At 66.3% G+C, this 24,112-nt stretch carries 21 protein-coding genes and 2 pseudogenes; 8 read left to right on the top strand and 15 right to left on the bottom strand.

The genetic code is table 11. The features are described from left to right. Positions 1–168 precede the first annotated feature (168 nt). The 7 genes and pseudogenes from ACOBQB_RS12715 to ACOBQB_RS12685 form a co-directional block, all read right to left on the bottom strand. Entirely contained in the window at positions 169–549 is a 381-nt protein-coding gene (locus tag ACOBQB_RS12715) for a hypothetical protein (RefSeq protein WP_423591490.1), read from the bottom strand. After that, the gene (locus tag ACOBQB_RS12710) at positions 542–1,270 is read right to left on the bottom strand and encodes a hypothetical protein (protein ID WP_423591488.1); all 729 of its coding nucleotides are present in this window, start codon (positions 1,268–1,270) and stop codon (positions 542–544) included. The genes ACOBQB_RS12715 and ACOBQB_RS12710 overlap by 8 nt, the downstream gene beginning before the upstream one ends. Before the next feature lie 33 nt (positions 1,271–1,303). Next, positions 1,304–1,645 carry a hypothetical protein gene (locus tag ACOBQB_RS12705; RefSeq protein ID WP_423591487.1) on the bottom strand — a complete coding sequence of 114 codons (342 nt, stop codon included), beginning with the start codon at positions 1,643–1,645 and terminating at the stop codon, positions 1,304–1,306. A gap of 250 nt (positions 1,646–1,895) precedes the next feature. After that, entirely contained in the window at positions 1,896–2,453 is a 558-nt protein-coding gene (locus tag ACOBQB_RS12700) for a hypothetical protein (RefSeq protein ID WP_423591486.1), read from the bottom strand. 187 nt (positions 2,454–2,640) lie between these two features. Beyond that, positions 2,641–2,850 (bottom strand): hypothetical protein, encoded by a 210-nt coding sequence (locus tag ACOBQB_RS12695; protein WP_423591484.1) that lies wholly within the window; start codon positions 2,848–2,850, stop codon positions 2,641–2,643. A 164-nt stretch (positions 2,851–3,014) separates the two neighbouring features. Further along, positions 3,015–3,920, bottom strand: a pseudogene (locus ACOBQB_RS12690) (N-acetylmuramoyl-L-alanine amidase). Positions 3,921–3,976: 56 nt separating this feature from the next. Further along, a complete protein-coding gene (locus ACOBQB_RS12685; RefSeq protein WP_423591483.1) occupies positions 3,977–4,336 on the bottom strand; it encodes a hypothetical protein in 360 nt (119 codons plus the stop codon). Positions 4,337–4,748: 412 nt separating this feature from the next. Here ACOBQB_RS12685 and ACOBQB_RS12680 point away from each other — a divergent pair, with 412 nt between their 5' ends. From ACOBQB_RS12680 to ACOBQB_RS12660, 5 genes and pseudogenes are all read left to right on the top strand, one after another. After that, positions 4,749–5,465: a hypothetical protein gene (locus ACOBQB_RS12680; protein ID WP_423591481.1), complete on the top strand. Its 717-nt coding sequence runs from the start codon at positions 4,749–4,751 to the stop codon at positions 5,463–5,465. After that, the gene (locus tag ACOBQB_RS12675; RefSeq protein ID WP_423591480.1) at positions 5,465–6,541 is read left to right on the top strand and encodes a hypothetical protein; all 1,077 of its coding nucleotides are present in this window, start codon (positions 5,465–5,467) and stop codon (positions 6,539–6,541) included. The genes ACOBQB_RS12680 and ACOBQB_RS12675 overlap by 1 nt, the downstream gene beginning before the upstream one ends. Positions 6,542–6,616: 75 nt before the next feature. After that, complete coding sequence (locus tag ACOBQB_RS12670) at positions 6,617–6,928, top strand: hypothetical protein (RefSeq protein ID WP_423591478.1); 312 nt, start codon at positions 6,617–6,619, stop codon at positions 6,926–6,928. Positions 6,929–6,935: 7 nt separating this feature from the next. Continuing rightward, positions 6,936–11,372 (top strand): DUF6531 domain-containing protein, encoded by a 4,437-nt coding sequence (locus tag ACOBQB_RS12665; RefSeq protein WP_423591477.1) that lies wholly within the window; start codon positions 6,936–6,938, stop codon positions 11,370–11,372. 72 nt (positions 11,373–11,444) lie between these two features. After that, positions 11,445–11,828, top strand: a pseudogene (locus ACOBQB_RS12660) (SMI1/KNR4 family protein); the annotation flags it as partial. Positions 11,829–12,152: 324 nt separating this feature from the next. On the opposite strand, the gene ACOBQB_RS12655 reads toward ACOBQB_RS12660, so the two are convergent. The 6 genes from ACOBQB_RS12655 to ACOBQB_RS12630 form a co-directional block, all read right to left on the bottom strand. Next, the gene (locus ACOBQB_RS12655) at positions 12,153–13,463 is read right to left on the bottom strand and encodes a hypothetical protein (protein WP_423591476.1); all 1,311 of its coding nucleotides are present in this window, start codon (positions 13,461–13,463) and stop codon (positions 12,153–12,155) included. 16 nt (positions 13,464–13,479) lie between these two features. Beyond that, positions 13,480–14,322, bottom strand: a complete 843-nt coding sequence (locus ACOBQB_RS12650; protein WP_423591475.1) for a hypothetical protein — start codon at positions 14,320–14,322, stop codon at positions 13,480–13,482. 92 nt (positions 14,323–14,414) lie between these two features. Continuing rightward, positions 14,415–14,570 (bottom strand): hypothetical protein, encoded by a 156-nt coding sequence (locus ACOBQB_RS12645; RefSeq protein ID WP_423591474.1) that lies wholly within the window; start codon positions 14,568–14,570, stop codon positions 14,415–14,417. Positions 14,571–14,576: 6 nt separating this feature from the next. Further along, complete coding sequence (locus ACOBQB_RS12640) at positions 14,577–15,509, bottom strand: hypothetical protein (RefSeq protein WP_423591472.1); 933 nt, start codon at positions 15,507–15,509, stop codon at positions 14,577–14,579. Then, positions 15,506–15,955, bottom strand: a complete 450-nt coding sequence (locus ACOBQB_RS12635; protein WP_423591470.1) for a hypothetical protein — start codon at positions 15,953–15,955, stop codon at positions 15,506–15,508. The genes ACOBQB_RS12640 and ACOBQB_RS12635 overlap by 4 nt, the downstream gene beginning before the upstream one ends. A 151-nt stretch (positions 15,956–16,106) precedes the next feature. Next, positions 16,107–16,520 carry a hypothetical protein gene (locus ACOBQB_RS12630; protein ID WP_423591468.1) on the bottom strand — a complete coding sequence of 138 codons (414 nt, stop codon included), beginning with the start codon at positions 16,518–16,520 and terminating at the stop codon, positions 16,107–16,109. A gap of 330 nt (positions 16,521–16,850) precedes the next feature. Here ACOBQB_RS12630 and ACOBQB_RS12625 point away from each other — a divergent pair, with 330 nt between their 5' ends. Then, on the top strand, positions 16,851–17,225 hold the full coding sequence (locus ACOBQB_RS12625) for a hypothetical protein (protein WP_423591466.1): 375 nt from the start codon (positions 16,851–16,853) through the stop codon (positions 17,223–17,225). A 423-nt stretch (positions 17,226–17,648) separates the two neighbouring features. On the opposite strand, the gene ACOBQB_RS12620 is transcribed toward ACOBQB_RS12625, so the two are convergent. After that, complete coding sequence (locus ACOBQB_RS12620; protein WP_423591464.1) at positions 17,649–18,002, bottom strand: serine protease inhibitor; 354 nt, start codon at positions 18,000–18,002, stop codon at positions 17,649–17,651. A gap of 860 nt (positions 18,003–18,862) precedes the next feature. On the opposite strand from ACOBQB_RS12620, the gene ACOBQB_RS12615 reads away from it, so the two are divergent. Together ACOBQB_RS12615 and ACOBQB_RS12610 are read left to right on the top strand one after the other, a co-directional pair. Further along, positions 18,863–19,264 (top strand): CU044_2847 family protein, encoded by a 402-nt coding sequence (locus ACOBQB_RS12615; protein ID WP_423598444.1) that lies wholly within the window; start codon positions 18,863–18,865, stop codon positions 19,262–19,264. A gap of 42 nt (positions 19,265–19,306) precedes the next feature. Next, complete coding sequence (locus ACOBQB_RS12610; protein ID WP_423591462.1) at positions 19,307–23,473, top strand: trypsin-like peptidase domain-containing protein; 4,167 nt, start codon at positions 19,307–19,309, stop codon at positions 23,471–23,473. A gap of 199 nt (positions 23,474–23,672) precedes the next feature. Here the strand turns inward: ACOBQB_RS12610 and ACOBQB_RS12605 are convergent, their stop codons facing one another. Further along, on the bottom strand, positions 23,673–23,942 hold the full coding sequence (locus ACOBQB_RS12605; RefSeq protein WP_423591461.1) for a hypothetical protein: 270 nt from the start codon (positions 23,940–23,942) through the stop codon (positions 23,673–23,675). Positions 23,943–24,112: the final 170 nt, after the last annotated feature.

Here is a 24,112-nt window from a genome sequence, read left to right as displayed (position 1 = left end):
CACCGAGCGTCAGCGGCTCGTGCGGCATCCCAGATCGACAGGGGTGCGGGTGCGCTGGTCGTTGTGGCGGTCACAGCAGTCTCCAAGAAGGCACTGCCGAGGCCCGGCCCGTCACGCGACAGGCCCCGGCAGCGCAGAGGGAAAGAGGAAGAGGGGAGCGGAGCGCGGTCAGGCGGCGAACTCGACGCCGGGCTCCTCAGCGGACGTGCCCTCGGCGTCCTGGTCCTGCTGCTCGCTGGCAGCAGCCCGCAGACGGGACACATCATCGCTGGTGGGATCGCTGAGCTTCCTGGGGTTCTTCAGCTCCGTGGCCGCACGCTCGATCGCCGCGCGTACCACCAGGACCTCGTCGCGGTCCAAACCCTCATCGGCCTCGACCTGCCGCCACAGCTTCTTCAGCTGCTCCACGCCCTGCGCGGCGGCCTCGTGCACCTTCGGCATCCACGCCTGCGCGAGATCGCCCGTCAGCTCCGGGGTGGGCTTGGGCTGGTTGTGGATCGAGCAGCCCATCAGGCCGAACACGAGCTTCTCGATGGAGAAGTCAGGCATCGGCTTCGGCTGCCCGCCGCGCGGCACCTGGAACTGCAACGAGCGCGCACCGATGATCTGCGGCGGCTCCTCGCGGCGCATACGCACCCACACCGCCGCATCGAAGGCCAAAGACTTGTGCGCTTCCACCCGCCAGTCCTTCGTGCGCGGGATCGGATCGCCGTTTCCGTCGACCGCCGCAACCTCTTTGCCGCGGGCCCAGAAGGACCACGATGCCGGGCATGGTACGCACCAGGTACATCACCCGCTGCCACCGTTCGGCCGCGTCGTTCCAGAGGTTCATCGACGGCTTGACCTCGGCGTCCGGGACCTGCCTGAGGGCGTTCTGGCCCGTCCGCGAGCGCCTGGCCCGCTCGTTGGTCCAGTTCACGAGCATCCGCCACAGCATCGAACCCGAGTCGATGACCAGGACTACCGGCTTCTCCTTCGCGACAGCCGCGCGGGTCGTCTCCGCGTGCACGGCCTCGATCTGGCCGAGGATGTCGCGGTAGGTGCCGTTGTGCTCGATCAGCAGGTAGGCCGCACCGGGCACGTTCGCGTACTCGTCGGCGGTGTCCTCGCCGAGCTCCAGCCAGTACGCCTGGCCGGTCTGCTCGCAGCCGGTGAACTCCGCTGCCTGATGGCTCTTCCCACTCTTCTCCTCGCCTTTGATCAAGACGATCGGCCAGGGGATAACGCCGGTGGGCTTACGGGTCCGCAGCTTCGGTATCGGGCGGTTCACGCACATCTCCAAGTTTTTGTATCGGGACCTATTTCAAGGTGTGCGGAGTTCCCTGGTCTCGAACAGGGCCGCCCACTCCGGATGCCGCTGGACCAGCAGCCGGTCATAGCGGGAGCGGAAGTCGTTGTTCAGCTTGAACGGCTCGCCGCTCGTCGCGCGCCCGTACTGCCAGCGCAAGACCTCGAAGAGCATCCCGATGCCGATACGCCGAAGCCCGCGCTTGGCGCAGTCGGCGGTCAGCGACTCCAGCTGCACCAGAATCCACGGGTTGAGCTGGTGGAACGCCTCGAAGCGTTCCTGGATGCTCGCCCCCGCGATCCCCGGCCCCGGGTGTCGCAGCGGTGCGATCGACAGCTCCATCTGGACGGGGACCATGCAACCCTCCATAGTTTTCATCGCGACCTATATTGCGCCATGCCCTGTCGGGGAGCGCAGGCACCCCCTCACACCTTCTACGAAAATTCTACTCTCCTTCTTGGGGGGTGCAACTCGGCGGGACCCGCCTACCGGCGCCCCCACCGGCTGACCTCAACGCTCTACCAGGCGCCAAGTCGGCGGCTGCCGTACCGACTCCGGCGACATCACCGGACAGATGCCGGTGACGGCCCCCGTCGGCCGCGCGGAACTACTGAACCTTGTTCCCCCGCTGCGAGAAGAACGACCCCGGGCCGTCGTACCGGCCCTGCTCCAGTGCCTCGGCGACATCCTCGCGCAGCACCCAAATCTTCTTGCGTGACTTCTCCATCGTGGTCGGCGCATGGGCGAGCACCGACTCCAGCAGCCACACCTTCGAACCGGACAGGGCGTAGTCCGGCTCCGCCACCCGGCCCGAACCAGCCTTCGCGGCCTGCCCCACAGCGACCTGCGTCACCCCGAACAACTCCGCGTACTCCTGCGCACCGACCAGCGCGGGCAACTCGCCCTTCTTGCGGGGGCGCACCCTTGCCCCCTGCTCGGCCTCCAGCGCAGCAAGCTCCTCCGCGTCGAGCTGCCGGCCACGAGAGCCCGGCGGCAACGCCAGCGACTCCACGAACCCCCCGGGCCAGACCGGCTTACCCGAAACGATCACGGCGTCCTCGTAGGAGAGGACGCCCCGGTGGATCCACGTATTACTGACCACTTCGGGCTTGATGCGGTACACCCGCCCGATCTCCTGCCGACCACACAACAGCGGCTTCGCCACCTCTGCCTCCTCTCCATCACGACATATCCAAGAGAGCAGAATAGTGCTAGCAGCCGCAGATCCGATCGCAGAGGGCCCGCGCCGCGACGCCGTCGGGACGCGGAGTCCGACCACCGGCTACCAACAGGCCTCCTCCCCTCACGTGACGTGAGGGGAGGAGGCGGGGCGCTGTGGCGCTGGTCGTTGTCTACGAGGCCGCGGGCGGCTCCTGGTGAAGGGCCTTGGCCGTCTTGCGGTCCTCCACCCGCTGAACGGCCCCACCGGTACCGAGGATCGCGGCGACCAGGGCGAGGATGAGCCCCGTCGGCAGGCCGTCCACGAAGTAGGCGACGAGGGCCAGCGCCGCGGCCGCGATGGTGTAGAGGCGGGTGCTGTGCGTGTGAATGAAGTCGATCAACGTTCTGCTTCCCGTATGCGAGTTCGTGCAGGAGGCTCCAGCCCCGGCGGCCGATCGCCGGATCATCGGGGTGACCTGCGGTGAAGAGGTTGTGCTTGCGGTTGAAGGCGGCGACGGCCTTCTGCGTCTGCGGCCCGTACGCGTCGGCCAGCGGTACCGACCGGTCAAGCCAACCGGTGTCCTTCAGCGCCTTCTGTAGACTCTTCAGCAGACGGTGCCGAACGGCCCGGAGCAAGACCCTCCGGAAAGGGAGGAGCGGAGTAGGAGCCGCCGCTCGACTTACCCGGAACGGTGAGCTTCTGCCCCGCCTTGATCACGAACGGCTTCTTGATCTTGTTGGCCTGGGCGAGAACTTCCCAACGGACGCCGAGCTTCTTGCCGATCCCGGACAGCGTGTCGCCGCTCTTGACCGCGTAGGTCGACGAGCCCGCCGGCGAACCACCTGCCGAGCCACTGCTCGAACCTCCGCCGGACGGCTTCGACTTCAGCCTGGCCGCCACGCGCTCGCGCAGCCAACTCATGGTGAAGCCCTTGGGGTCGACCTTGCCGGGCTGCCACTCCTTGTGGCCGATGACGCTCGCTGCGCTCCAGCCGTGCGCGCGGCACAGCGCCGCCGTCGCCCGCTCGATCGCCTCAAGCTGCGCCTTTGGCCACGGGTCCGTGCCATCACCGCGGTTCTCGCACTCGAAGCCGTAGAAATGCGTGTTGCCGTCGGTGTCCGCCTCGTTCGCAGCGGGAAGCCCGCGCTCGGCGATCACGGACCGCAGCACGTCACCATCACCGCGGCCGGCGTGGTTCGTGCGGCCGTGACCGATCAGGTAGACGGTGCCGTCCTTGGCGAACATGCCGTGTCACAGCGGGCCCGGCAGACCCGCGTAACCGCGCTCAACGATGCTGACCGTGTTGCTGGTCCCCGAGGTCACGGTGTGGTGGATCACCACACCGTTCACCGGCCCGAACGGCCCCTTGTGGTTTCTGTTGTGGGTTCTCCACCCCGGCCGCTCCACCACGTGCACGCCTTCGGCACGCAGCGCGGCAACGAATCGGTCGGCACTGACAGGTGTCGCCACGGTCGGCGCTCACTGTTCTCCCCGCTCCTCAACTACAACCCCTGGCCCCAGGCCTGCTACGAGGCGGTACCTCGCGAAGCCAGCCACAGCTGGAGGGCCATCAACAGCACCGGCGAGACGAACGAGCTGAACACCAGCCGACGCGTCGCCATCGCCTGCGCCTGATCCTCACGGCGCTGCTGCTCCGTGCGCTCCAGACTCTGATCCACTTCGGCCCGCAAGGTGCCAAAACCCGTCTCAAGATGTGTGATCCGCTGCTCCACGCCGCGCTGGTCCGCCCGGTATACGTCCTCGGTCACGACGTGATCAAGGCGTGCCGCCAGCCGTGCGAGGCCGCCACGAAGGTCCTCTCGGAGCTGCGAGACGGCACGGTGCAGCTCCCAGAGCGTCGGCTCGGCGCTGGGAGGCATGGACACCGCGATCACTCCTGAGCAGCCCCGAGCCCTACCGTGATCGTAAGAGAGCCAAGGGGGAGCCGCACTCGGTCTGCGCTTCAGCCAGTTCCTTGACGCCCTCCCCGACCTGTCACGGTACTGGACGGCAACTGCACGACCTGCCGTCCTCGGCCCGGGCCAGCAGTGAACGAAGCACTATCGATCCCATGCCCAAAGGCCAGCAACCTTCGACGTCCTTGTCGAGTGCGGTGACCTAGCTGCTGACACGGCTCTCGCCCTCTGGCTCGACGGGGGCCATCCGGGCCATTGAGGGTCAGCGAGGACGGCATGGTGGATGGCACCTCGGAATGCCGTGACGGTTACGCCGACCAGTTCTTCGACCCATCGATGATCGGCCAACTCCTCGCCCCACGGTCAGAGGTGGATCGATCGCATGAAAGCATTTGCATCGTGGGTGTCGTCAGATGCCCCCGAGACGCCGTCGCCCCATCTGGAGTCAGAAGTGAACCGCCGTTTCCTGCCCGTTGCGCTCGCGATCGCCGCAAGCACTGCACTATTGCTGACCGGATGTGGCTCCGGTGGTGGTGACGATGGTTCATCCGACAAGATCAAGGGGGCCGGGGGCGCAAACAAGGACACCTCAGCGTCCGCCAGTCCGTCGGCGAAGCATGACGGAGCCGTGCGGCCGAAGATCAAGCTGCCTAAATCGTTCCAGGTGGATTTCGCCGGTTGGACGAACAGTGATCCGAAGCTGCAGGCTCTCATGGATGACGGGAAGCAGCAGCTCCTGGCTTCCTACGCGGCCATTGCCGAGGGCAATCCTGAAGCCGAGCCGATGGCGTTCTACAACACGGGCGAGGCTCTGGCCACAGGCAAGAAGTGGATCAGTGGCTTCGCCGACAAGGACTTGACCATCATCGGCAAGACACGGACGTACAAGCCGCAGGCGCGGATCAGCCCTGACGGCTCGGGCACCTTGTTCTACTGCTCGGACGAAAGCAAGGCATCAACGCAGAACCGTAAAACCAAGAAGGTCACCGAGACCCCGTCCGACAAGGCACAGGTGCTGTACCGGACCAAGCTGCGCAAAAGCAGCCGGGGCGTCTGGCAGACCACGTTCGTGTCGACCACCCAAGGTGGGTGCCAGTGATGACGCGGAGCAGTACCCGGACGGTCCTGAGCGCGACCGCCACAGTACTGGTGCTGTCCTTGGCTACGGCGCACCCGGTGGCCGCGATCGGAGGTGACGGCGGCCGGAACCCCTCCAAGCCTGGTCACGCCGGAGGGGGAGCCTCTGGGAAGGAACTCTATGCGCAGGTGGGTCAGTCCAGGATCGTCGTCAAACAGTCCGGTGGCGGTACGGCGAAGCCCTCCACCGGCTCGCTCGCCCCGGTGGACCCCAACTGGCAGCCCCCGGCGTGCTGGTACGAACCGGTGGCCACGGCCGAACAGCTCAAGGCCGCGGTCGAGGACATGAAGGGCACAAGCAAGTTGCTGCCCGTGAACTCCCAGCGCAGGTGGTCCGAGGAGTTGCTCGTCGAGACGTATGACAAGGGCGAGCAGACCTTCTCCTCCGAGGTCGCCAAGAACTACAACGTGGGGAAGCGAGGGATGTTCTGGCGGGATGTGGTCCGCAAGGGGCATGAGGACGACATCGAGGCGATGGACTGCTCACGGACCATGTTCTGGCAGAACGCCGGCGCTGTTCCCGATGACCCCAATGCACCCACCCCCGAGGTGCTGGCCGCCTACGCCTACGACAAGATCCGCGTCCCAGACACGAAGGTCGAGCTGAAGCCGCAGGGCAAGTCGACAGTGAATCTGCCCACCTGGGTGTGGCTGGACAAGGCCGTCTTCAAAGACGTCGAGGTGCGCGCCGAGCTGCCGAACACCCCCTTGTACGCGGTGACGACCGCGAAGCCGGTGGCACTGCACTTGGAGCCGGGCACCGACGATGCGAAGACGCTTCCGGCCTCCGGTGACTGTCCGGTCAATGAGGACGGCTCCATCGGCACCCCGTACACCAAGGGCTCCTCCCAGCAGGACCCGCCGTGCGGTGTCACCTACCTCCGCGCCACGGGCGGAGAGCCGTACCAGCTGACTGCCTCCGTCACCTGGGAGATCTCCTGGAAGGGCACCGGGGGAGCCAAGGGCCGCCTGCCCAACGGCACCTTCGCGACCACCCAGGACATCAACGTTCGGGAAATCCAGTCCATCAACCGCTGACCGACGCCGACGGACTGGTCGGCCGGTCGGCACAGCACACGCACAACCATTTCAACCAACGGGGGGCGGACACGTATGTCGGACCTGAAGAAGGATGCGGAGGTTCTGCACAAGGCGGCATCCGCGTTGGGCAAGGCGGAGGACCACACCCGCAAGCCACTGCACGACTTCAAGGCCGCTTCGCATGACCTGTCCGCGTTCGGGGTGCTGGGTTCGCTGATGAGTGCCAAGGACGACATCCAGGACGGCATGGACACCATCGCCAAGCTCACCAGGGACCTGCACAAGGAGTGGGACGCCGAGGCGAAGTTCATGGATGACGTCTCCGACGCCTTCGATTTGCTGGACGTCCTGCTGTCCGCCGCGGCCCGCGCCAAGAAGGGCTGAGCCGTACATGGGCTTCGACATCATCCCCGGCGACGCCGAGTTCGAAATTGACGCCGGGGATCTCAACCCGCTGCACTGGATCAACAAGGCCAACCACGCCTTCGGCAGCACCCTCGCCAGCAATCTGGAGTTCCTGGGCATCACCGACCCTGCCGTCGACCCGGACGGCATCCGGGAGATAGCCAAAAAATGGCGAGCCCTGGCCAAGGGCCTGGATGCCGCCGCCCGCGACGCCGAGACGGCACTCACGGGCCTGGAGTGGGAGGGCAAGGCCGCCAAAGCTCTGCACAAGCGGGCCAAGACCGCCCGTACGCAGGCCACCGAGATGGCCGACTCGCTGCGCAAGGGTGCCAAGGCGCTGGACGACTTCGCCGACGAGGCCCACGACCTGCTGACCGAGATCGGCGTGATCCTCGCGGAGATAGCCGAGTTCGAGATCGCCGGCCTGGCCCTGTCGGTGCTGACCGGTGGCCTCTCCGCGATCGCCGGCAGCCTTGCGGCCGGCGCACGGGCCGCCAAGGTCGTGGCACTGATCGCCCGGATCGAGAAGTCCGGCAGTCGTATGGCCAGGGTCATCCGTACCGTCATGGAGGCCATTCGGGGCCTGGAGCGGGCGCTGAAGGCTCTCGGGGAGATCAAGACGATCGCCAAGGCCGGAAAACTCGCGGGCGAGGGCATGAAGTTTTCCGCCTTCGACGCTGCCCTGCAGGATCCGGGGACCTTCAAGGACCCGAGCAAGCTGGCGGAGACCCTGGCTATGGGGGCCGCCTTCGGTGTCGGTGCGGGAGGTCTGGGCAAGCTCCTCGGCAAGGGCTTGGGCAAACTCAAGCCGAGCGACCTCGCCAAACTCAGCCGGAAGTTGGGACTCGATGGCTCGGGCCTGTCCCGGCTCAAGTTCCGCCCCGGTGAGGCCGGGAAGGTCCGGGCAGCGATACGTGCCCTGTCAAAGTACTGTGACCGCGACCCGATCGACGTGGCCACCGGTGAAATGCTGTTGCCGCAGAACGATGTCGAGTTGCCCGGCACCCTGCCCTTGATCCTGCAGCGCACCCACGTCTCCTCCTACCGATGGGGTGGCTGGTTCGGCCCGTCATGGGCCTCCACCCTCGACCAGCGCCTGCAAGCCGACGACGCCGGTATCACCTACGCCACGGCCGACGGTGCTCGCGTCACCTTCCCCCTGCTCGCCCCCGATGCGGAGAGACCCGTGCGTGGGGAATCGGGCTCGCGTCTCCTGCTCGGCTGGGACGCAGAGACGGACGGTGCGCTATGTGTGACTGACCCCGAGTCGGGGCTGGTCCACACCTTCCACTCACCCCGAGCCACCGACGACGGCGATGCCGTGGACCTGCCTCTGCAGAGCATCACGGACCCCAACGGCCACCGCGTCAGCATCCTGTACGCCGACGACGGCACCCCCGTCGAAGTTGTCCACACCGGGGGCTACCGCGTAGCGGTCGACCGGCACCCCACGCTGCCCCGCATCCGTGGCCTGCGACTCCTCGATCCCGACCGCCCCGACGCGTCCGGGACCACGCTGGTCTCCTACGGCTACAACGATGACGGCCATCTCGCCGAGCTCATCAACTCCTCCGGTCGGCCCATGAGGTTCACCTACGACGAAGTCGGCCGAATCACGTCCTGGACCGACCGCAACGGGACCTCATATCGCTACACGTACGACGAGCAGGGACGAGTCGTGCTTACTCAGGGCAGCGCCAACTGCCTGGCCGGAGCCCTGACCTACGACGACACCACGTGGACGACCAGCGTCACGGATTCCCTGGGACACACCACCCGATATGAGCACAACGAGTTCCTCAGGCTTATCCGTCAGACCGATCCCCTGGGCAATGTCATGCTCCAGGAGTGGGACGCCGACCACCGGCTGGTGGCGGTGACGGACCCCCTCGGCCACAGCACGCGCTACTCCTATGACGAGCACGGACGTGTGACATCAGTCATCACTCCGGACGGCCATGAGACAAAGGCTGAGTACAATCGGCTAGGCCTGACGACAGCTCTCACTGGGCCCGACGGCAGCAACTGGCGGCAGGAATACGACGCGCGCGGCAATCGCACTGCGTTCACCGATCCTGCTGGAGCGACAACGGGCTACGCCTACGACTCCTCCGGGCGCCTCACCGCGATCACTGACCCTGTGGGAAACATGACCCGCATCCGCTGCGATCAGGCGGGCCTTCTTGTGACGGTCACCGATCCACTCAATGCCGTCACCCAGTACGGTCGGGACGCCTTCGGTCGTGTCATCCAGACCACCGATCCTCTGGGCCACACGACCGAGTTGGAGTGGACGGTCGAGGGACATGTCACGCGTCGGACCATGCCCGACGGCAGCACCGAAGCCTGGACCTACGACGGCGAAGGCAACTGCACCAGCCACGTCGACGCGGCAGGCGGCATATCCCGCTTCGAGTACACCCACTTCGACATGCTGTCCGCTCGAACCACCGCGGACGGGGCCCGCCACGAGTTCCAGTACGACTCCGAACTGCGCCTCACCCAGGTCATCAACCCTCAGGGCTTGTCGTGGACCTACACGTATGATGCGGCAGGCCGACTCGTCTCGGAAACAGATTTCGATGACCGAATCTGCTCGTACGAACACGACGCCGCGGGCCGCCTGATCGCTCGGGTCAATCCGCTCGGAGAGACCGTCCGCTACGAGCGTGACCGGACCGGACAGATCATCCGCAAGCGTCTCGGAAATCAAGTCATCACGTATGACTACGACCTGTCGGGCCAACTCTCCCACGCCGCAGGACCGGGTGTCGCTCTCACCCTGACACACGACAGAGCCGGGAACCTGACATCCGAGACCGTCAATGGGCGCATCACCAGTTATGAGTACGACTCTCGGAAGCTGCGCACTGCCCGCATCACTCCCTCTGGTGCGATGAGCAGCTACGAGCACGACGGCGCGGGCAACCGAACCCACATCTCCATTGCCGATCACTCCTTGGACTTCTCCTACGACGCCTTGGGGCAGGAACTGTCCCGCGCCGTAGGCGAATCGGTTACCCTGACCCACGCATTCGACGGCTCGGGTCGACTCATGGACCAGTCGACCACAGGCTCGGACAGTAGGCTCATTCAGCGGCGCTCCTATGCCTACCGCCCGGACGGATACGTTCTGCAACAGCACGACCGGCTCAACGGGGCACGGAGCTTCACCCTCGACCCGGCCGGCCGCGTCACTCACGTCCGAGCTGACGACTGGGTGGAGAACTACGCCTACGACAGCGCCGGAAACCAGACGAGCGCGTCCTGGCCGACTACCCATCCTGGTCACGAGGCCGGCGGCCCGCGAACGTACGACCGAACCCGAATAATCCGCGCCGGGCGCGTTCGCTACGAACACGACGCCGCCGGCCGCGTCACCCTCCGCCAGAAGAGGCGCCTGTCCCGGAAGCCCGAGACCTGGCGGTACACCTGGAACGCCGAGGATCAACTGACGTCGGTCGTCACACCTGACGGAACCCAGTGGCGGTACCTCTACGATCCTCTTGGCCGGCGCATTGCCAAGCAACGCCTGGCCGACGACGGCGAAACCATCGTCGAACAGACCGACTTCACTTGGGACGACACGACGCTGTGCGAACAGACCACCGCCTCACGTGACGTGCCCAACCCGGTCACCCTGACTTGGGAACACCAATCCCTGCAGCCGGTGGCTCAGAGCGAGCGCATCAGTGCCGCCGACACACCACAGTGCGAGATCGACTCTCGCTTCTTCTCGGTCATCACCGACCTCGTCGGCGCCCCGACTGAACTTATCAACGAGGCCGGCGAGATCGCCTGGCGCACACGCACCACGCTGTGGGGTATCACCGCCTGGGAAGCGAGCAGCTCGGCGTACACACCTCTGCGTTTTCCGGGCCAATACCACGACCCTGAGACCGGGCTGTGCTTCAACTACTTCCGGCACTACGACCCCGAGACCGGCCACTACGCCTCGCTCGACCCGCTTGGTCTCGACCCGGCGCCGAATCCCACGACCTACGTCCACAACCCCCTGACATGGACCGACCATCTCGGTCTCGCCCCACTCTGCAAGTACTGGAAACTCGTCTCCTACCGCGGACAGCGCGTCTACCAACGCGACGACCTCGTGCTGAACAACCCCGAAGCCATTCAGGTGCGCGACCGGTACGGACGCTCCAACCTCAAACGCATGCAGCAGGGACTCGCCCCGCTCGGACCTGACGGCCGCCCCATGAACGTGCACCACATGCTCCAGACCGAAAACGGGCCCATGGCAGAGCTCACTCACAGCATGCACTTCGGCAACTACTATCAACTGCACTGGAAGGCCGGGACGAAGATTCCCTCCGGAATCGACCGCGATGCGTTCGACCTCTGGCGCAAGCAGTACTGGAAAGACCGAGCCAAGGCATACTTGGGGAGCCAAAATGGGAATTAGGGAAGCCGAGCAGTTCGTGCAGCTGGTGCGCGACAACCCCGGGGAGTCGATCTTTACGGGGGGTGTTCTGAGTCTCAAATTACGGACGCAGAACGCCGGTTGGGGGTGACGTTCCCTGAGTCGTACAGGCTCTTCCTTCGCGAGATTGGCGACTGTGACATCGCCGGAGACGAGTTCTACGGCATTGTCATCCGCGAGGGTCAGGTGCTGGGCACGGTCACCGAGACGCTGGACCTCAGGGACTCCGTAAACCTGCCGCCACACCTCGTAGCCTTCCACCCAGACGGCATGGGCGGCTACTTCGTGCTCGACACATCGAAAGAAACTGCAGACGGAGAGGCGCCGGTCTTCGTGTGGGGCAGCGGCCCGAACAGTCCGACAGACCTCGAGTACATCGGGCCGGACTTCGGAACGGTCGCGCTCGACATGGCCCGGAGAGGGCTCCGAATCGAGTGACTGGGAGTGTGTGATTATCGATCCAGTCTCACTTTCGATGGTGACGGAGAGTGCTGTCATCCGAGGAGGATACGGTGGTGAATTAGGGTGAAGCGTGCTCGGACGTCTTCGCAGATTCGACCTCTTCGCGCCCTTTAGGGAAGAGAGACGTACACAGGTACGAGATCGGCGAGTTCCCGCCCGCAGCGCATGCAGATTCCCCGGTAAGTGGGCGGCTTTACGTTGGCGTAGAACGACGCCGTGAACGCCCGCCCCGCCACAGGGCATCCCGATGCGCGGCAGGTGGCGGTCATGGTGACTGGTGTCGGGTCGACCATGGGTGGTTCAGTCCTCTCCAATGATCATCCAGTGCACAACGGTCGGCGTGGTGTTGGCGCGGTGCACCCAGATGGTCAGACCGCTCGATGAAACAGCCGTGACGCCGACGCCCACGACGGTCTTGCCGGGCACGGAGGTGACGGGGGTGACGAACGCGCGGAAGTTGTTCCCCTTGATGTTCCCGCCGCTCAAGGTGACGGACGTGGGCTTGTTGGCGACCGGGGTGATGGTGGCTGTGCCAAGGGCGACGTTGTCCGATCGCAGCACCCCGGCCGCCCGGATTGTCGCCGCGGACAGGGTCGCAGCGCCCTGCCGCAGCGACAGGCTGCCGCAGCCCTCGCCAGACCTCAGATCCACAGAGTTCTTGCCGAGGAAGAGGCGCCCTCCAACGGGCTTGGCTTCTCTGGCCCTGATGCGTTCCGCGGTGAAGAAGTCGTTGCCGAAGAACATCCGCCACCGGTAGACGCCGCTGTCGTCCGCGTCGGTGAACGTCCCTGAGTTGATGCCGATGTTCGCGTCCGAAGAACTGGAGCCGCTGACGTTGATGAAGGCCTGGCCCGAACCGTCGACAGACGCCCAATAGATGTACGGGTAGACATCGTTTGGCTCCATGCCGATCGCCGAGCCGTTCGTGCCGATCGCCCGCAGCCGGGCCGCGTTCAGGACGATGCGCGGCCCCTCGGCGGCGGTCTGCACCGTAGCGCCAGTGATGATCTTGCCGTTGATCGCGTCCGCGTCCAGGAGGTCCACAGTGATCGCCCCAGCAGCAACATGATCGCGCCGCACAACCCCTTGACCCAGATCCTCGGACGCGGCCCGGCGCGTCGTGGCCTCCACCGCCTCAGATGGCTGCCCGGGAGTGCCGGAGGTGTTCACGGCGACCAGGCGTACCCACACGGGCCCGTAGTGATTGACCGCCACGGTCACCGACGCCCCCGAAGCTGCTTCGATCGTCGTGGTCGGCCACCGCAGATCCGGTTGCCCGGTCACTGACGACAGGACGTGTACCTGCACGCGGGACAGATCCAGCGGGGCCGGTTGGCCGTCGGCGAAGGCGCCGTCCCAGGTGATGCGCACGCCACCGAGCACCGGCTCCACCACGGCCGGGGAGGGCATGGGCGGCCGAGGGCCGTTGACCGCGGTGACGCCGCTGGTGCCATCCGGCTGCTGCCCGATGACCGCGCGCAGCGAGCCGTTCTCGTCGTACACGTCGACCGCGCCGTTCTCCAGGCTGGCGTTGACCAGCTTGCGGGCACGGATCATGGTCTGCACGAGCTTCTCCAGGCGGGCCAGACGGGCGCCGATGTCGTTACGCACAAGAGTTCCTTCGAGGTCAGGCGGCGGTCGCGTACTGGTGGGCGCCGACCGGTTCGAGCTGGAGCTGGGCGGTCTCACCGGAGTCAGTGTCGGGGCGGATCGTGAAGCCGGTGATGCGGCACCAGCCCGACCAGTTCGCCCACTCATCGCGCACCGACACCTGCACGTCATCACCCACCTGCCACGACCCGATCGGCGCCGCGGGATGGTCGCGGACGGTGATCTCCTCGACGTGCCCGAGGCTCTGCCGCCAGGCCCGCTCCCTGCGGGCCCGCTGTGCGAGCGCATCGCGGCCGCGCACCTCGGGCAGCTCCAGGACGTGTTCCAGGCGCAGCCATTTGTTGCGCACCGCGTCGACGGCCCGCTGCTGCGAGCGCCCCTCACCCGCCCCGGTGGCGATCACGACCTGCGCGTACTCATCCGCGCTGTAGGTGACCGGCGTATGGCCGACGATGTTGGTGTCCGAGCTGAACGCGATGTCGCTGCGGCGCGCACCCAGACGCGGGTAGCCGATCCGGATCCGCCGCACCGGATACCGGTCCTTGCCCCACCAGGTGGTGCACGTGTAGTCCGGCGCATCAGGCGCCTTGATCAGATCGTCGAAGAGGTCGCCGAGCACCGGCGTCTCCCACCAGCGTGAATGCCACGGCTCCGCCGGGCTGCCCACCTTGGCCGTCGACGTCGTGTCGTCCACGGTGATGCCCAGGCTGCCGTTCGGGACCGACTGCGCGTAGGTGACGATGTCGCGCATCACCTGGCACGGGTCGGCGTTCACGTACGGACCACGCCCGCCCAGTTCCCCGTCCAGGTCATGCCGGTACTGCAAGTACGACGACCATCCCGCGGCCTCGACCTGCATCGTTCCGCCGTCGGGCTCGGTCTGCCAGATGATGCCGCCCCACCGGATCCGCCCGCCCGCCTCGACATACAGCAGCGTGTTCCCCGGGTCCGTCAGCCCAGGATGAGACCACGCGAGCCGGGGGACAGCGCGCCCCGCAGAAGGCCCGGCCCGTTCAAGTCCGGGCCGAACTCCACTCCGCGCAGCAGCAGATCGTGCGACAGCCACTCGCCGGTCAGGGCGTGCTGCGTCAGATACCGGTACCCCACCGACTGTTACACCGGTCCTTCGGTGAACTCGACATCGGCGATGATCGACGTCCCGCCGTCGACACTCAGGTCGCCCTTCCAGTCCTTCGCCATCTTGGCCTGCATGTACAGCACCTGCGTGGTGCCCCGGTAGGAGGCGGGCAGCGTCAGGGTGTCCGCGACCACCGTCGTCTGCCGACGTACGACCTGGCCCTGGTTGTTGTCGACGACCGTGTCCTGGCCGTGAACCGTGCCGAACACGAGCTGGAGCTTCCCGTACAGCGAGTCGAAGTCCATCCGCAGACCCGCCACCGTGATGGTGACGATCATCTTCGTCGCCCACGCCGGCACCGGTATCTGCCAGCGCGCCTCGGGCGGCCAGTCATGCCACTTGTCGTCGTCCTTCCACGCCTTGCTCATCTTCGTCGGATACGCCGTGTAGAGGGTGCGTTCCCTGCGCGGGTTCGCCACCCGCCGCAGATCACGGATCATCCCCGCGGTGACCGTCCCCGTGCTCGCGGGCAGATCGACACGGGCCAGTGGCACCCCCGTCACCCCCTTGGGCACCACAGAGGCAGTGGAGGACACGTTAGGGATCACGTCGAAGAAGTTCACCGCGTCCTTCGCCGGATCGAGCCCGCCCTCAAACTCGGGGTCCTGCACCCGCAGCACGACCAGATCCGAACGCGGCGCAGCACCCGGTGGCGCAATATCCACCGTCGCCGTGCCGATGTTGTACGCCGTGTACGAACCCTGCCACGCCGACGCCTTCCCGCGGATCACCGCAGAGCCGTCCGCGATCTGCACGCCGCCGCCCGGGACAGGCAGCGGCGCCACCTTGAGGTCGGCGGCCTCGGTCACCCCCTCCGATCCGTGCGACAGATCCTTAATCATCTGCCGGAACGTCTGCGCACTGTGGGTAGCGCCGTTCACCAGTAGCGGGGCCTGGGCGAGCGTCATTGAACGAAGTTTTCCTTCGGGTTCACGAGGGTCTTGAACACGTCACGCCACACCACCGTCAAGCGGGCGGGCGCAGTGGGATCGGAGGCGGTCCAGCGCACTTCGCTGCGGCCCTTCGGCAGCCGGAAGCTGCCCAGCGGCGAGGTGGTCGCGACGGTGCCGCCGTCCTGCCGCGTCACCGTGCGGCGCCCGGGCCGGGTATCGACCCGCACGTACTCGCCCGCCGGCACGGTGATCCCCAGATCGATACGCCGCCCCGTCTCCACATGAGTGATCACCGGGTTCGCACACGGTCCGTGCACGGTGATCACCGGGTAGGCGTCGACGGTGCCGTTGTTGGTCACCCAGCCCGGCCGGTCCTGTCCCGACTGGTCGCCAAGATAGACGCCGTCGCGGTACAGACGGAACCCGATGCGCTCCCATCCCCGGGTGATCTTGGCGGCCACCCGGCCCCACTCGGACCGGTCCATTGGCCGCTGGCCGCCCAGGTCGGTGATACCGGGCGAGCAGGCGACCGCCCGGCACCCGGCCATGAGGCGGTGAATTGCCTCGCTGGCGAGTACGGAGGCCAGGCCGTGACCCCGTGCGGGTCCAAGGTCACCCGGTCCATGACGAGCAGGGCCGAACCGACGTAGTCCAGCGGTTCACTGACCTCACTGGTGAACGACCCGGTCTGTGCATCAAAAGGAGAACCTGCGCGGTCGCGTGCAGCTCCTCGGATTCCTCCTCCATGGCCCAGACGGCATTCCGCCCACGGTCGAGATGGACACGGTAGAAGGTCATCGTCCCGACAGCGGCATCCTCCACGATGCACAGGGGGCAGCCTTCGCCGACGCAGGTGCTGGACGCGGCCGGATCGGCTGCGTCGTCGTGGGTGCGTCGGCGGTGGAGGATCGTCACGTCCCACCGCTCCAGCGTGTCGGTCTGCGGGGTATCGGCAAGCGCGTCGTCGTAGGAGATGGGTAGGCGCAGCTCGGAAGGGTCGCCGGGCAGCGAGGAGGGCTCGGTCACGGCGGCAGCCTAACGAGGCGGAGACGACCACAGCGGGCTCCGGTGCTGGGCGCGGTCAGAGCCCATCTGCAAACTTAAGACGGCGGACATTGAGGGCAGGAAAGCCCCTAGGCCGGGCTGAATCGCCAGCAAGATGAGTTTCCGCTCTCCATGGGACCGCTCACCCATGTCTTGCGAACCCTCAGTATCCGCAAAGCCTGGTTGTTGTTGTCGTTTCCGTTATTGACAATTTGATCGTTGCCCATAGAAATGCCAACGTTATCCCCTTTGGGGAGGCCCGCCCCGCCGCAATGGTTGAGTGCATTGACTAAAGGACCTCTGGCCCTGCGGATGACTTCATCCGACGACATCGCCCACCATGCGGTCACCATCAGCTTCCGCGACGACTCCGCCTCAGGCGGACTGATCGGCGCGGCTGGCCGCAGCACGACAAGCCGTCCGAGCGGCCTCGCTTCCCTGGCTGCCGATTCGCCCGCGTGGCAGGCCTTGGGCCGCTTGCCTCTTCGCTGGGTGACTCAGAACCCCAACAAGGGCTTCTTCAGCTTGTTGCACCCGTTCTTGACCTCCGTGAGCAGGCGGGGGTCGCTGATGGTTCGATTCGCCGCGCCCCTGCATACTTTGCGGCCTTCGTCGGTCGCCGGCATGCTGCACGGGTTTACTTTTTTGGCCCAGTCCTTTGCGTTCTGCGATGCCTTTTCGAAGTAGGAGGTGCACTCGGCCTGTCCGGCATACGCCGGAGCCGGAGAGAGGAGGATGATGCTACCCCCCGCAAGCAGAGCTGCTCCCGTAGCCGTTGCCGCACGCGCTAGGAAGGACATGACATTCTCCTTCGGGCTTGGTTTCTGTGCCCCGGTTTCTACCCAAGGCCACCGTCCTTCTCGCGCGGGCTGTGACCCATTCATTCAAAAGAGGGCTCGCCGGACGGCCGTATTCAGCCACTGATCATCTTGGCGCGGGGCGACTCGCCCGGGCGTCGATGAACCACACCTGCCCCGAGCCTGCGATCCCGGAAAGGCCGCCGATGGTGGGGACGTTCCCCCGGGGCTGTTCAGCCCGCACCGGGAAGCGAGTCCTCTTCCGCACCGCTCGGACTCATTACCGAACGCGGAAGAGGTCCCGAGGAGCTGACTACCCGACGCGGGGCATCTCGACAACCACGTTCTGGGGGTTGACGAAGACGCGGACGCGGTCGCAGCGGAAACCAGGCGACACCGGCGAGCCTGCCAGGATGATCTGAACGGTGACCGAAGGATTCTCCTTCCTGATGGTGTAGCCGGCGGTGTTCGCGTCGATTCCGACGAGCTCGGGCCATGCCTGCTTGCCCTCACATGGCGCGGCAGGCGCGAGCGCGACGGCGGGAGCGGTCTCCGAGGCCGCGGTCGCAGCAGTCGGGACGAGCAGGACAGCGGTGGAGGCAGCCATCACGGCAGTCAAAAGGATCTTCCTCATGGCCGGGAAGCGATCAACCAACTGAACAGTCACGCCGGGATGGCATCTCCCGACACCCTCGTCGAAGGCCCGGCAGCGCGGGAGGAGGCGCCGTGGGCCTCGATGAGGGCCGCCAGCTGATGCCCCTTGGCAGCTTGGACACGGACGCGGCGAGAGCAACGGCGAGGGGGTACTCCACGCCACCAGCTTCAGGCCGACCGCCGGTACCCGCGCGATGGGATGATCCGTTCGCACCTTCGGGCGGCTCGGAATCTGGCAGCGACCGGTGAATGTGACGGCTATGGCGCTTGCAGAAAAATTCGAACATGCGCTCTAATCGGCTCATGGATCGCATGGACTTCCCTTCGGACCTCATGGAGGCCCAGACGGCTTGGTACGCCACGTACGGGCAGCTCGCTGACGCAGCGGCGGATGGGACGGCCGCGCACCGGAGGCGACTGCTGAACCTCTCCCGGCTTATCGCAGCCCACCCCTACTGGGAAACCTCAGCAGGAACGCCAGCGGCCCGGGTGGCGCTCAAGGAACTCGCACGCGTGAAGGCGCGGTCGTGAGCCTCACTGAGCGCCAGGTCCAGATCGTGCGCAGCGCGCGTGAATGGGTTGCCGAGTACGGCGAGGCGCCCCCACTTCGAGAACTCGCTGAGGCGGCGGGCCTCTCTTACGGTCCTGCCCCCGGCAGAACCGCCGCCCGAGCCCGACGCCGAGGACGAGGAGGACGGCACTGAGGACATCTGATGGATCGCGATGCGTCCGGGGCGTCGCTGGGCCGAGGTCTACCTCCAGCGTCGCCCCCGAAGACCCGCCGTGTGAGCGGTACTGCCGACACCATCCCGACACCCGGCTCAGCCCCGCGCTTGTGTGGAGCCTGTTTGATGAGCACCGGTGTCCGCTGGGATGCTTGAGGTTCAAGATGCTTCTGGAGGGGTCGAGTTGATGATTGCGTGCGTGCGGATGCCGTTGGAGGGAGGCGGGACGATCCTGCTGGAGGAGCAGAGGCAGGAGGTTTCGTCAGCTGCTGGGCCCGTGAAGGTCGGACGGCTGGGGGATGCGGTGCGTGAGCTGCCCCGGACGTTGCAGGAGTCGCTTGTCCCGGTACGGGAGACGGCGCGGGCGGTTTTGGAGTCGCTGCGCGAGGCGGGCTCGCGGTCGGTGGAGGTGGAGTTCGGGGTGAACCTGTCGGCGAAGGCCGGGGCGGTCATCACCACGGGTGAGGCGACCGTGCACCTGAAGGTCCGCGTGGTGTGGGAAGCCGACCGGTCAGTGCCTGCTGATGCTTCTGACGCCGGTGGGGTGTGAGGTGTGGACGGCAGCTTAGGAGTCCCGGGCCGTGGCGTTCTGGTGGACGAGGCGGACACGCTCGGGGCGGTCTTCCAGGTGCTCGGAGCGGACGGCCGGCCTGTGGGGGCGGGCTTCTTGGTCGGCATTGACACCGCGTTCACCTGCGCACACGTGGTACAAGCCGCCGGGCAGGCGACGGGCGGACGGGTGGAGATCACTTTCCCCGGGCTGCCGCGCAGGCCGCGAGTGTGGGGCCAGGTACTCACGGAGGGGTGGCGGGAGCCGGAGGAGCAGGACGTCGCCGTGCTGCGCCTGACGGGGCTGCCGCAGGGGGCGGGCGCGCTACCGGTGGGAGTGGCGGCCGGGTGCCGGGGGCACCGGGTGTTCTCGTTCGGGTTTCCCGCCCAGGCCCTGGACGGCGGACACTTCGGCTACGGCACGGCCGCGGACCTGCTGGGCAGGCAGGGCGAGGCGGGACCGCTGTTGCAGCTGGCGGGAGCCAACAGCCTGACGAGCGGGTTCAGTGGGGCGCCGGTGGTGGACGAGATGACCGGACTGGTGGTCGGCATGGTCACTGCGGTTGTCTCCCCCGACACCCACCTCAAAGGCCTGGACATCGCCTACGCCACCCCCGCGGAGGTGCTGCGGGAGGTGTGGCCGCAGCTGGCCGAGCGTCAGGTGTGCCCGTATCGAGGGCTGGAGCCATTCGGGACGGAACACGCGCAGTGGTTCCACGGCCGTGAGCGGGCGGTGGAGAAGGTACTGGCCGCATTCGCCGGGAACCGGCGGCTGCTGATGCTGCTTGGTCCCTCAGGGGCGGGAAAGTCGTCCCTGGTCAACGCCGGTGTGCTGCCCGCCCTCGCCGACGGGGCAGTCACGGGCAGCGACCGCTGGCTGACGCTGGTGACCCGCCCGGGCCGGGACCTGCTGGCACAGTTGGAAGAGAGCGGCCTGCCCGGCGCCGCCGACGGCGGACTTGCGGGCGCGGCCGAGGCCCGACTGGCAGCCGAGCCGGAACGCGACCGGCTGCTGCTGGTCATCGACCAGTTCGAAGAACTCCTCACCCAGCCCGCCCCTGAAGCCAGGGAAGATGACGGGCACGGGGGCGACGTTCGGATACGGGCAGTCCAGGAGCTGACGGCACTGGCAGCCTCCGCTGTGCCGGTCACCCTGCTGCTGATCACGCGAAACGACTTTTACGCGCCCTTGAGCGAACTCGCCCCCGACCTCATCGACGCCGCCTCACCGAGTATGTGCAACATCCCCGGGACCCTGGGCCGGCCGGAACTGGAGGCCATCGTCACCCGGCCGGCCCAGACCGTGGGCCTGCCGTGGGAAACCGGGCTGGCGGACCGGATCGTCAACGACGTCCTGGAGGCCGACCCCACGACCCGGCAGGCGCCGGCCGTCCTACTCCCTGCACTCGAACTGGCCCTGCGCCAGCTGTGGGTACGCCGACGCAGAGAAGACGGCCGCTTGACCCACACCGCCTACGAAAAGATCGGCGGAGTCACCGGCAGCATGACTGCCTGGTGCAACCAGGCCCTCGGCCAGCTGCCCCCCGACCACCGCACCACCGCCCAACGTGTCCTGACCGCGCTGGTACGACCCGCCGACCCCAAACACGGCACCCCCGCTACCCGTCAGCTCGTCCCACTCACCCAACTCCGAGGACTGGCCGCTGACCCCCAACCCACCGGCACCAACGCCGACAGTGCCTTCGACGCCGTACTGGCCGCTCTGACCGGCCACCGCATCATCACCACCAACACCACCGCACACCCGGACCCAGACCCAGGCCGACAGGTCCCCGGCGAGGCAACCGCGGAACTCATCCACGACACCCTCCTGCGTGACTGGACCGACCTGCGCGACTGGGTCACCCAGGACCACCAGTTCCAGGTCTGGCTGCAACGCGCCCGCGAACAGCAAGCCCTTCACGCCCGCAGCGGCCTGCCCGACGACCTGCTGAAAGGCTCCCTGCTCGCCGAAGGCAACGAGTGGGCCGCCCACCGCGCCCTCACACCCCAGATCACCCAGCTCCTCCACGACAGCAGACAACAACAACACAAGGCCTTGCGCCGCACTCGACGCCTCAACACCATCCTCGGCACACTCCTGGCTCTCGCCCTCGTGGCCACCGGTATCGCCTTCTACCAGCAACACACCGCCACGACCGCACAGCGCGCCGCCACCGCCGCACAACGCACCGCCCAGTCCCGCCAACTCGCCGCGTTGTCCGCTACCTTCGCGGAGAGCGACCCTGACTTGTCCTCCCTGCTCGCCGTAAAGGCATGGAAGACCAGCCCCACCGCAGAGGCCGCCGCAGCCCTTTCCGCAGCCCCCGCAGCCCCTCTCATGCACAGCTGCAAAGCCGAGGGGGCCGTGTTGGCGTTCAGCCGGGACGGTAAGGAGTTCGCCACTGGCAACTACAACGGCACTGCACGGGTGTGGGACGTAGAGTCCGGGAAACTCCTTGCCACCTTTACAGGCGTCGACGGCGCGTTGCCGTCAGTGGCATTCAGTCCGGACGGCAACAGGCTCGCCACCGGAGGCCACGACGGCACCGCACAGGTATGGGACATAAAGTCCGGTAAGTCCCTCGTCGCCTTTTCCGGTGGGACGATCCGGACAGGTCCCCTCGATGGCGTGGTGTCGCTGGCGTTCAGTCCGGACGGTAGGAGACTCGCCGTCGGCAGTAACCACGGCTTACGGGTGTGGGACGTGGAATCCGGACAAAACCTCACGACCGAGTACACGGATGACGTGTTGTCGGTGGCTTTCAGTCCGGATGGCAAGAGGATCGCCACCGCAGGCAGCGTTGGCATCGTGCAGATGTGGGACGTGAAATCCGGAGCAGCTCTCACCCGTCTCAAAGGTCACACTTCGCCGGTGATGTCGGTGGCTTTCAGTCCGGATGGTAAGAGGCTCGCCACAGGAAGCGAGGACTACACCGTACGAGTGTGGGACGTAAAGGCCGGGAAAAGCCTCACCACTCTCGAAGGCCGCACCAGCTCGGTGTTGTCGGTGGCTTTCAGTCCGGATGGTAAGAGGCTCGCCACTGGTAGCGAAGACGGCACCGCGCAGGTGTGGGACGTAAAATTCGAACAGAGCCTCGCCACCCTCAAAGGCCACACCGAAGCGCGGGCGGTGTGGTTCAGTCCGGATGGTGCCAGGCTCGCCACTGGTAGCGAAGACGGCACCGCGCAGGTGTGGGACGTAAAATCCGAACAGAGCCTCGCCACCCTCAAAGGTTCCACCGACATGGCGTTGTCGGTGGCTTTCAGTCCAGATGGTAAGAGGCTTGCCACCGACACCGACGATGGCAGCGTACAGATGTTGGACCTTAAGTCACGAAAACGCCTAGCCACCTTCAACGATCACACCACCTGGGTGTCTTCGGTAGTGTTCAGCCCGGATGGTAAGAGACTCGTCACCGGAACTGGCGACGGCATCGTGCAAGTATGGGACGTGCAATCCAGGCAACGCCTCGCCTCCCTCAAAGGGCACACCCAAGAAGTGTTGTCGGTGGCTTTCAGTCCGGATGGTGCGAGGCTCGCCACTGGCAGCGAAGACGGCACCGCGCAGGTATGGGACATGAAAACCGAAAAGCGCCTTGCCGCCTTCAAACACCGTGACGCCCGCGGGGTGTTGGCGGTGGCGTTCAGCCCGGATGGCAATCGGCTCGTCGCCGGCAGCAGCGACGGCATCGCACAAACGTGGGACGTGCGATCCAGAAAACGCCTCGCCACCTTCAACAGCCACACCGGCTCGGTGTTTTCGATGGCGTTCAGTTCGGGCGGCAAGAAGATCGCCACCGACCGTGACAGTACCATCGCGCAGGTGTGGGATATGAAATCCGGTGAATCCCTCGCCACCTTCAAAGACAACACCGACTCGGTTTCATCAGTGGCGTTCAGTCCGAACGGTAAGAGGGTCGCTGTCGGAAGCCACGACGGCACCGTGCAGGTATGGGACGTAGAATCCGGCGCATCCCTCGCCACCCGCATAGGTCACACCGACTCGGTTTGGTCGGTGGCGTTCAGCGCGGACGGTAAGAGGCTCGCCACCGGCAGCGAGGGCACCGTGCAGGTGTGGGACGTAAACATCCGTGATGCAACCGCGATCAGCCGGTCCATCTGCATGGTCTTGCGAAGAGACTTCACCAAGGATGAACAAGGTCAGTATCTACAGGGGCAGGACCCCACCCCTGTCTGCAGGAACTGACGCGCGCTGAGGAGGCCCAGCGCACCCGTTACTACCCCGGCCCGAGGGAAAGCAAGGACGCCTTCGAGGTGCGGCGTCTCCAGGTTGCCAAGTGAGGGGAAACGGCTCGCCGCAACCGTGTCGTCCGTTGAGCTGGACTTCTGCGGCTCCCGCGTCCCGGGCCCGTAATCGGTAAGTACCTGTACAACGGCGGAAGTGATCACGGTGCCGTAGCGGCTCCGACGTAGCGGGCGTAGACGTCTATGGCCTCGTCGTCATCGGTCCTGATGGTGGCTTCGAACGCGCCGGCGGGGCGGAACGCGGCGAGTTTCCCAGTGCGAATGCGGTGAGCCTGGTTGAAGGCCCGGTTGCTGTTGGAGTGCGTGTCGACGTGGGCCCACTCGCCGGGGCGGTCGCGGAGCGCGGCGGCGGTCTCGTACGTCGCGTGGTGGGTCCGCTTGTCGGGCAGCGGCGCGAAGCGGGCGTGCACCAGTGTTCTCCGGCGTGGGGCAGGGTGGCTTCGGCGAGCTGCCGGATGCGGGCCGACAGACGCCACTGGTCATCGGTGAGGTGCTCGCACAGGGCGTTGGCGAGGCGGGCGATCTCGGTGAGTGCCTGTTCGGGGAGTGTGTCTCGTGTCGGAGACGGGGGTTCCATCTC

This window comes from Streptomyces sp. G5(2025) (assembly GCF_049542075.1).
GTDB lineage: Bacteria > Actinomycetota > Actinomycetes > Streptomycetales > Streptomycetaceae > Streptomyces.
This window is presented reverse-complemented; position numbering and strand designations above follow the sequence as displayed.

Excerpts from the sequence above, each read along its gene's own strand:
- ACOBQB_RS12715 (WP_423591490.1), bottom strand. The coding sequence starts at position 549 with ATGCCTGACTTCTCCATCGAGAAGCTCGTGTTCGGCCTGATGGGCTGC.
- ACOBQB_RS12705 (WP_423591487.1), bottom strand. The coding sequence starts at position 1,645 with ATGGTCCCCGTCCAGATGGAGCTGTCGATCGCACCGCTGCGACACCCG.
- ACOBQB_RS12680 (WP_423591481.1), top strand. The coding sequence starts at position 4,749 with ATGAAAGCATTTGCATCGTGGGTGTCGTCAGATGCCCCCGAGACGCCG.
- ACOBQB_RS12675 (WP_423591480.1), top strand. The coding sequence starts at position 5,465 with ATGACGCGGAGCAGTACCCGGACGGTCCTGAGCGCGACCGCCACAGTA.
- ACOBQB_RS12670 (WP_423591478.1), top strand. The coding sequence starts at position 6,617 with ATGTCGGACCTGAAGAAGGATGCGGAGGTTCTGCACAAGGCGGCATCC.
- ACOBQB_RS12665 (WP_423591477.1), top strand. The coding sequence starts at position 6,936 with ATGGGCTTCGACATCATCCCCGGCGACGCCGAGTTCGAAATTGACGCC.
- ACOBQB_RS12650 (WP_423591475.1), bottom strand. The coding sequence starts at position 14,322 with ATGCAGGTCGAGGCCGCGGGATGGTCGTCGTACTTGCAGTACCGGCAT.
- ACOBQB_RS12640 (WP_423591472.1), bottom strand. The coding sequence starts at position 15,509 with ATGACGCTCGCCCAGGCCCCGCTACTGGTGAACGGCGCTACCCACAGT.
- ACOBQB_RS12625 (WP_423591466.1), top strand. The coding sequence starts at position 16,851 with ATGACTTCATCCGACGACATCGCCCACCATGCGGTCACCATCAGCTTC.
- ACOBQB_RS12615 (WP_423598444.1), top strand. The coding sequence starts at position 18,863 with ATGCTTGAGGTTCAAGATGCTTCTGGAGGGGTCGAGTTGATGATTGCG.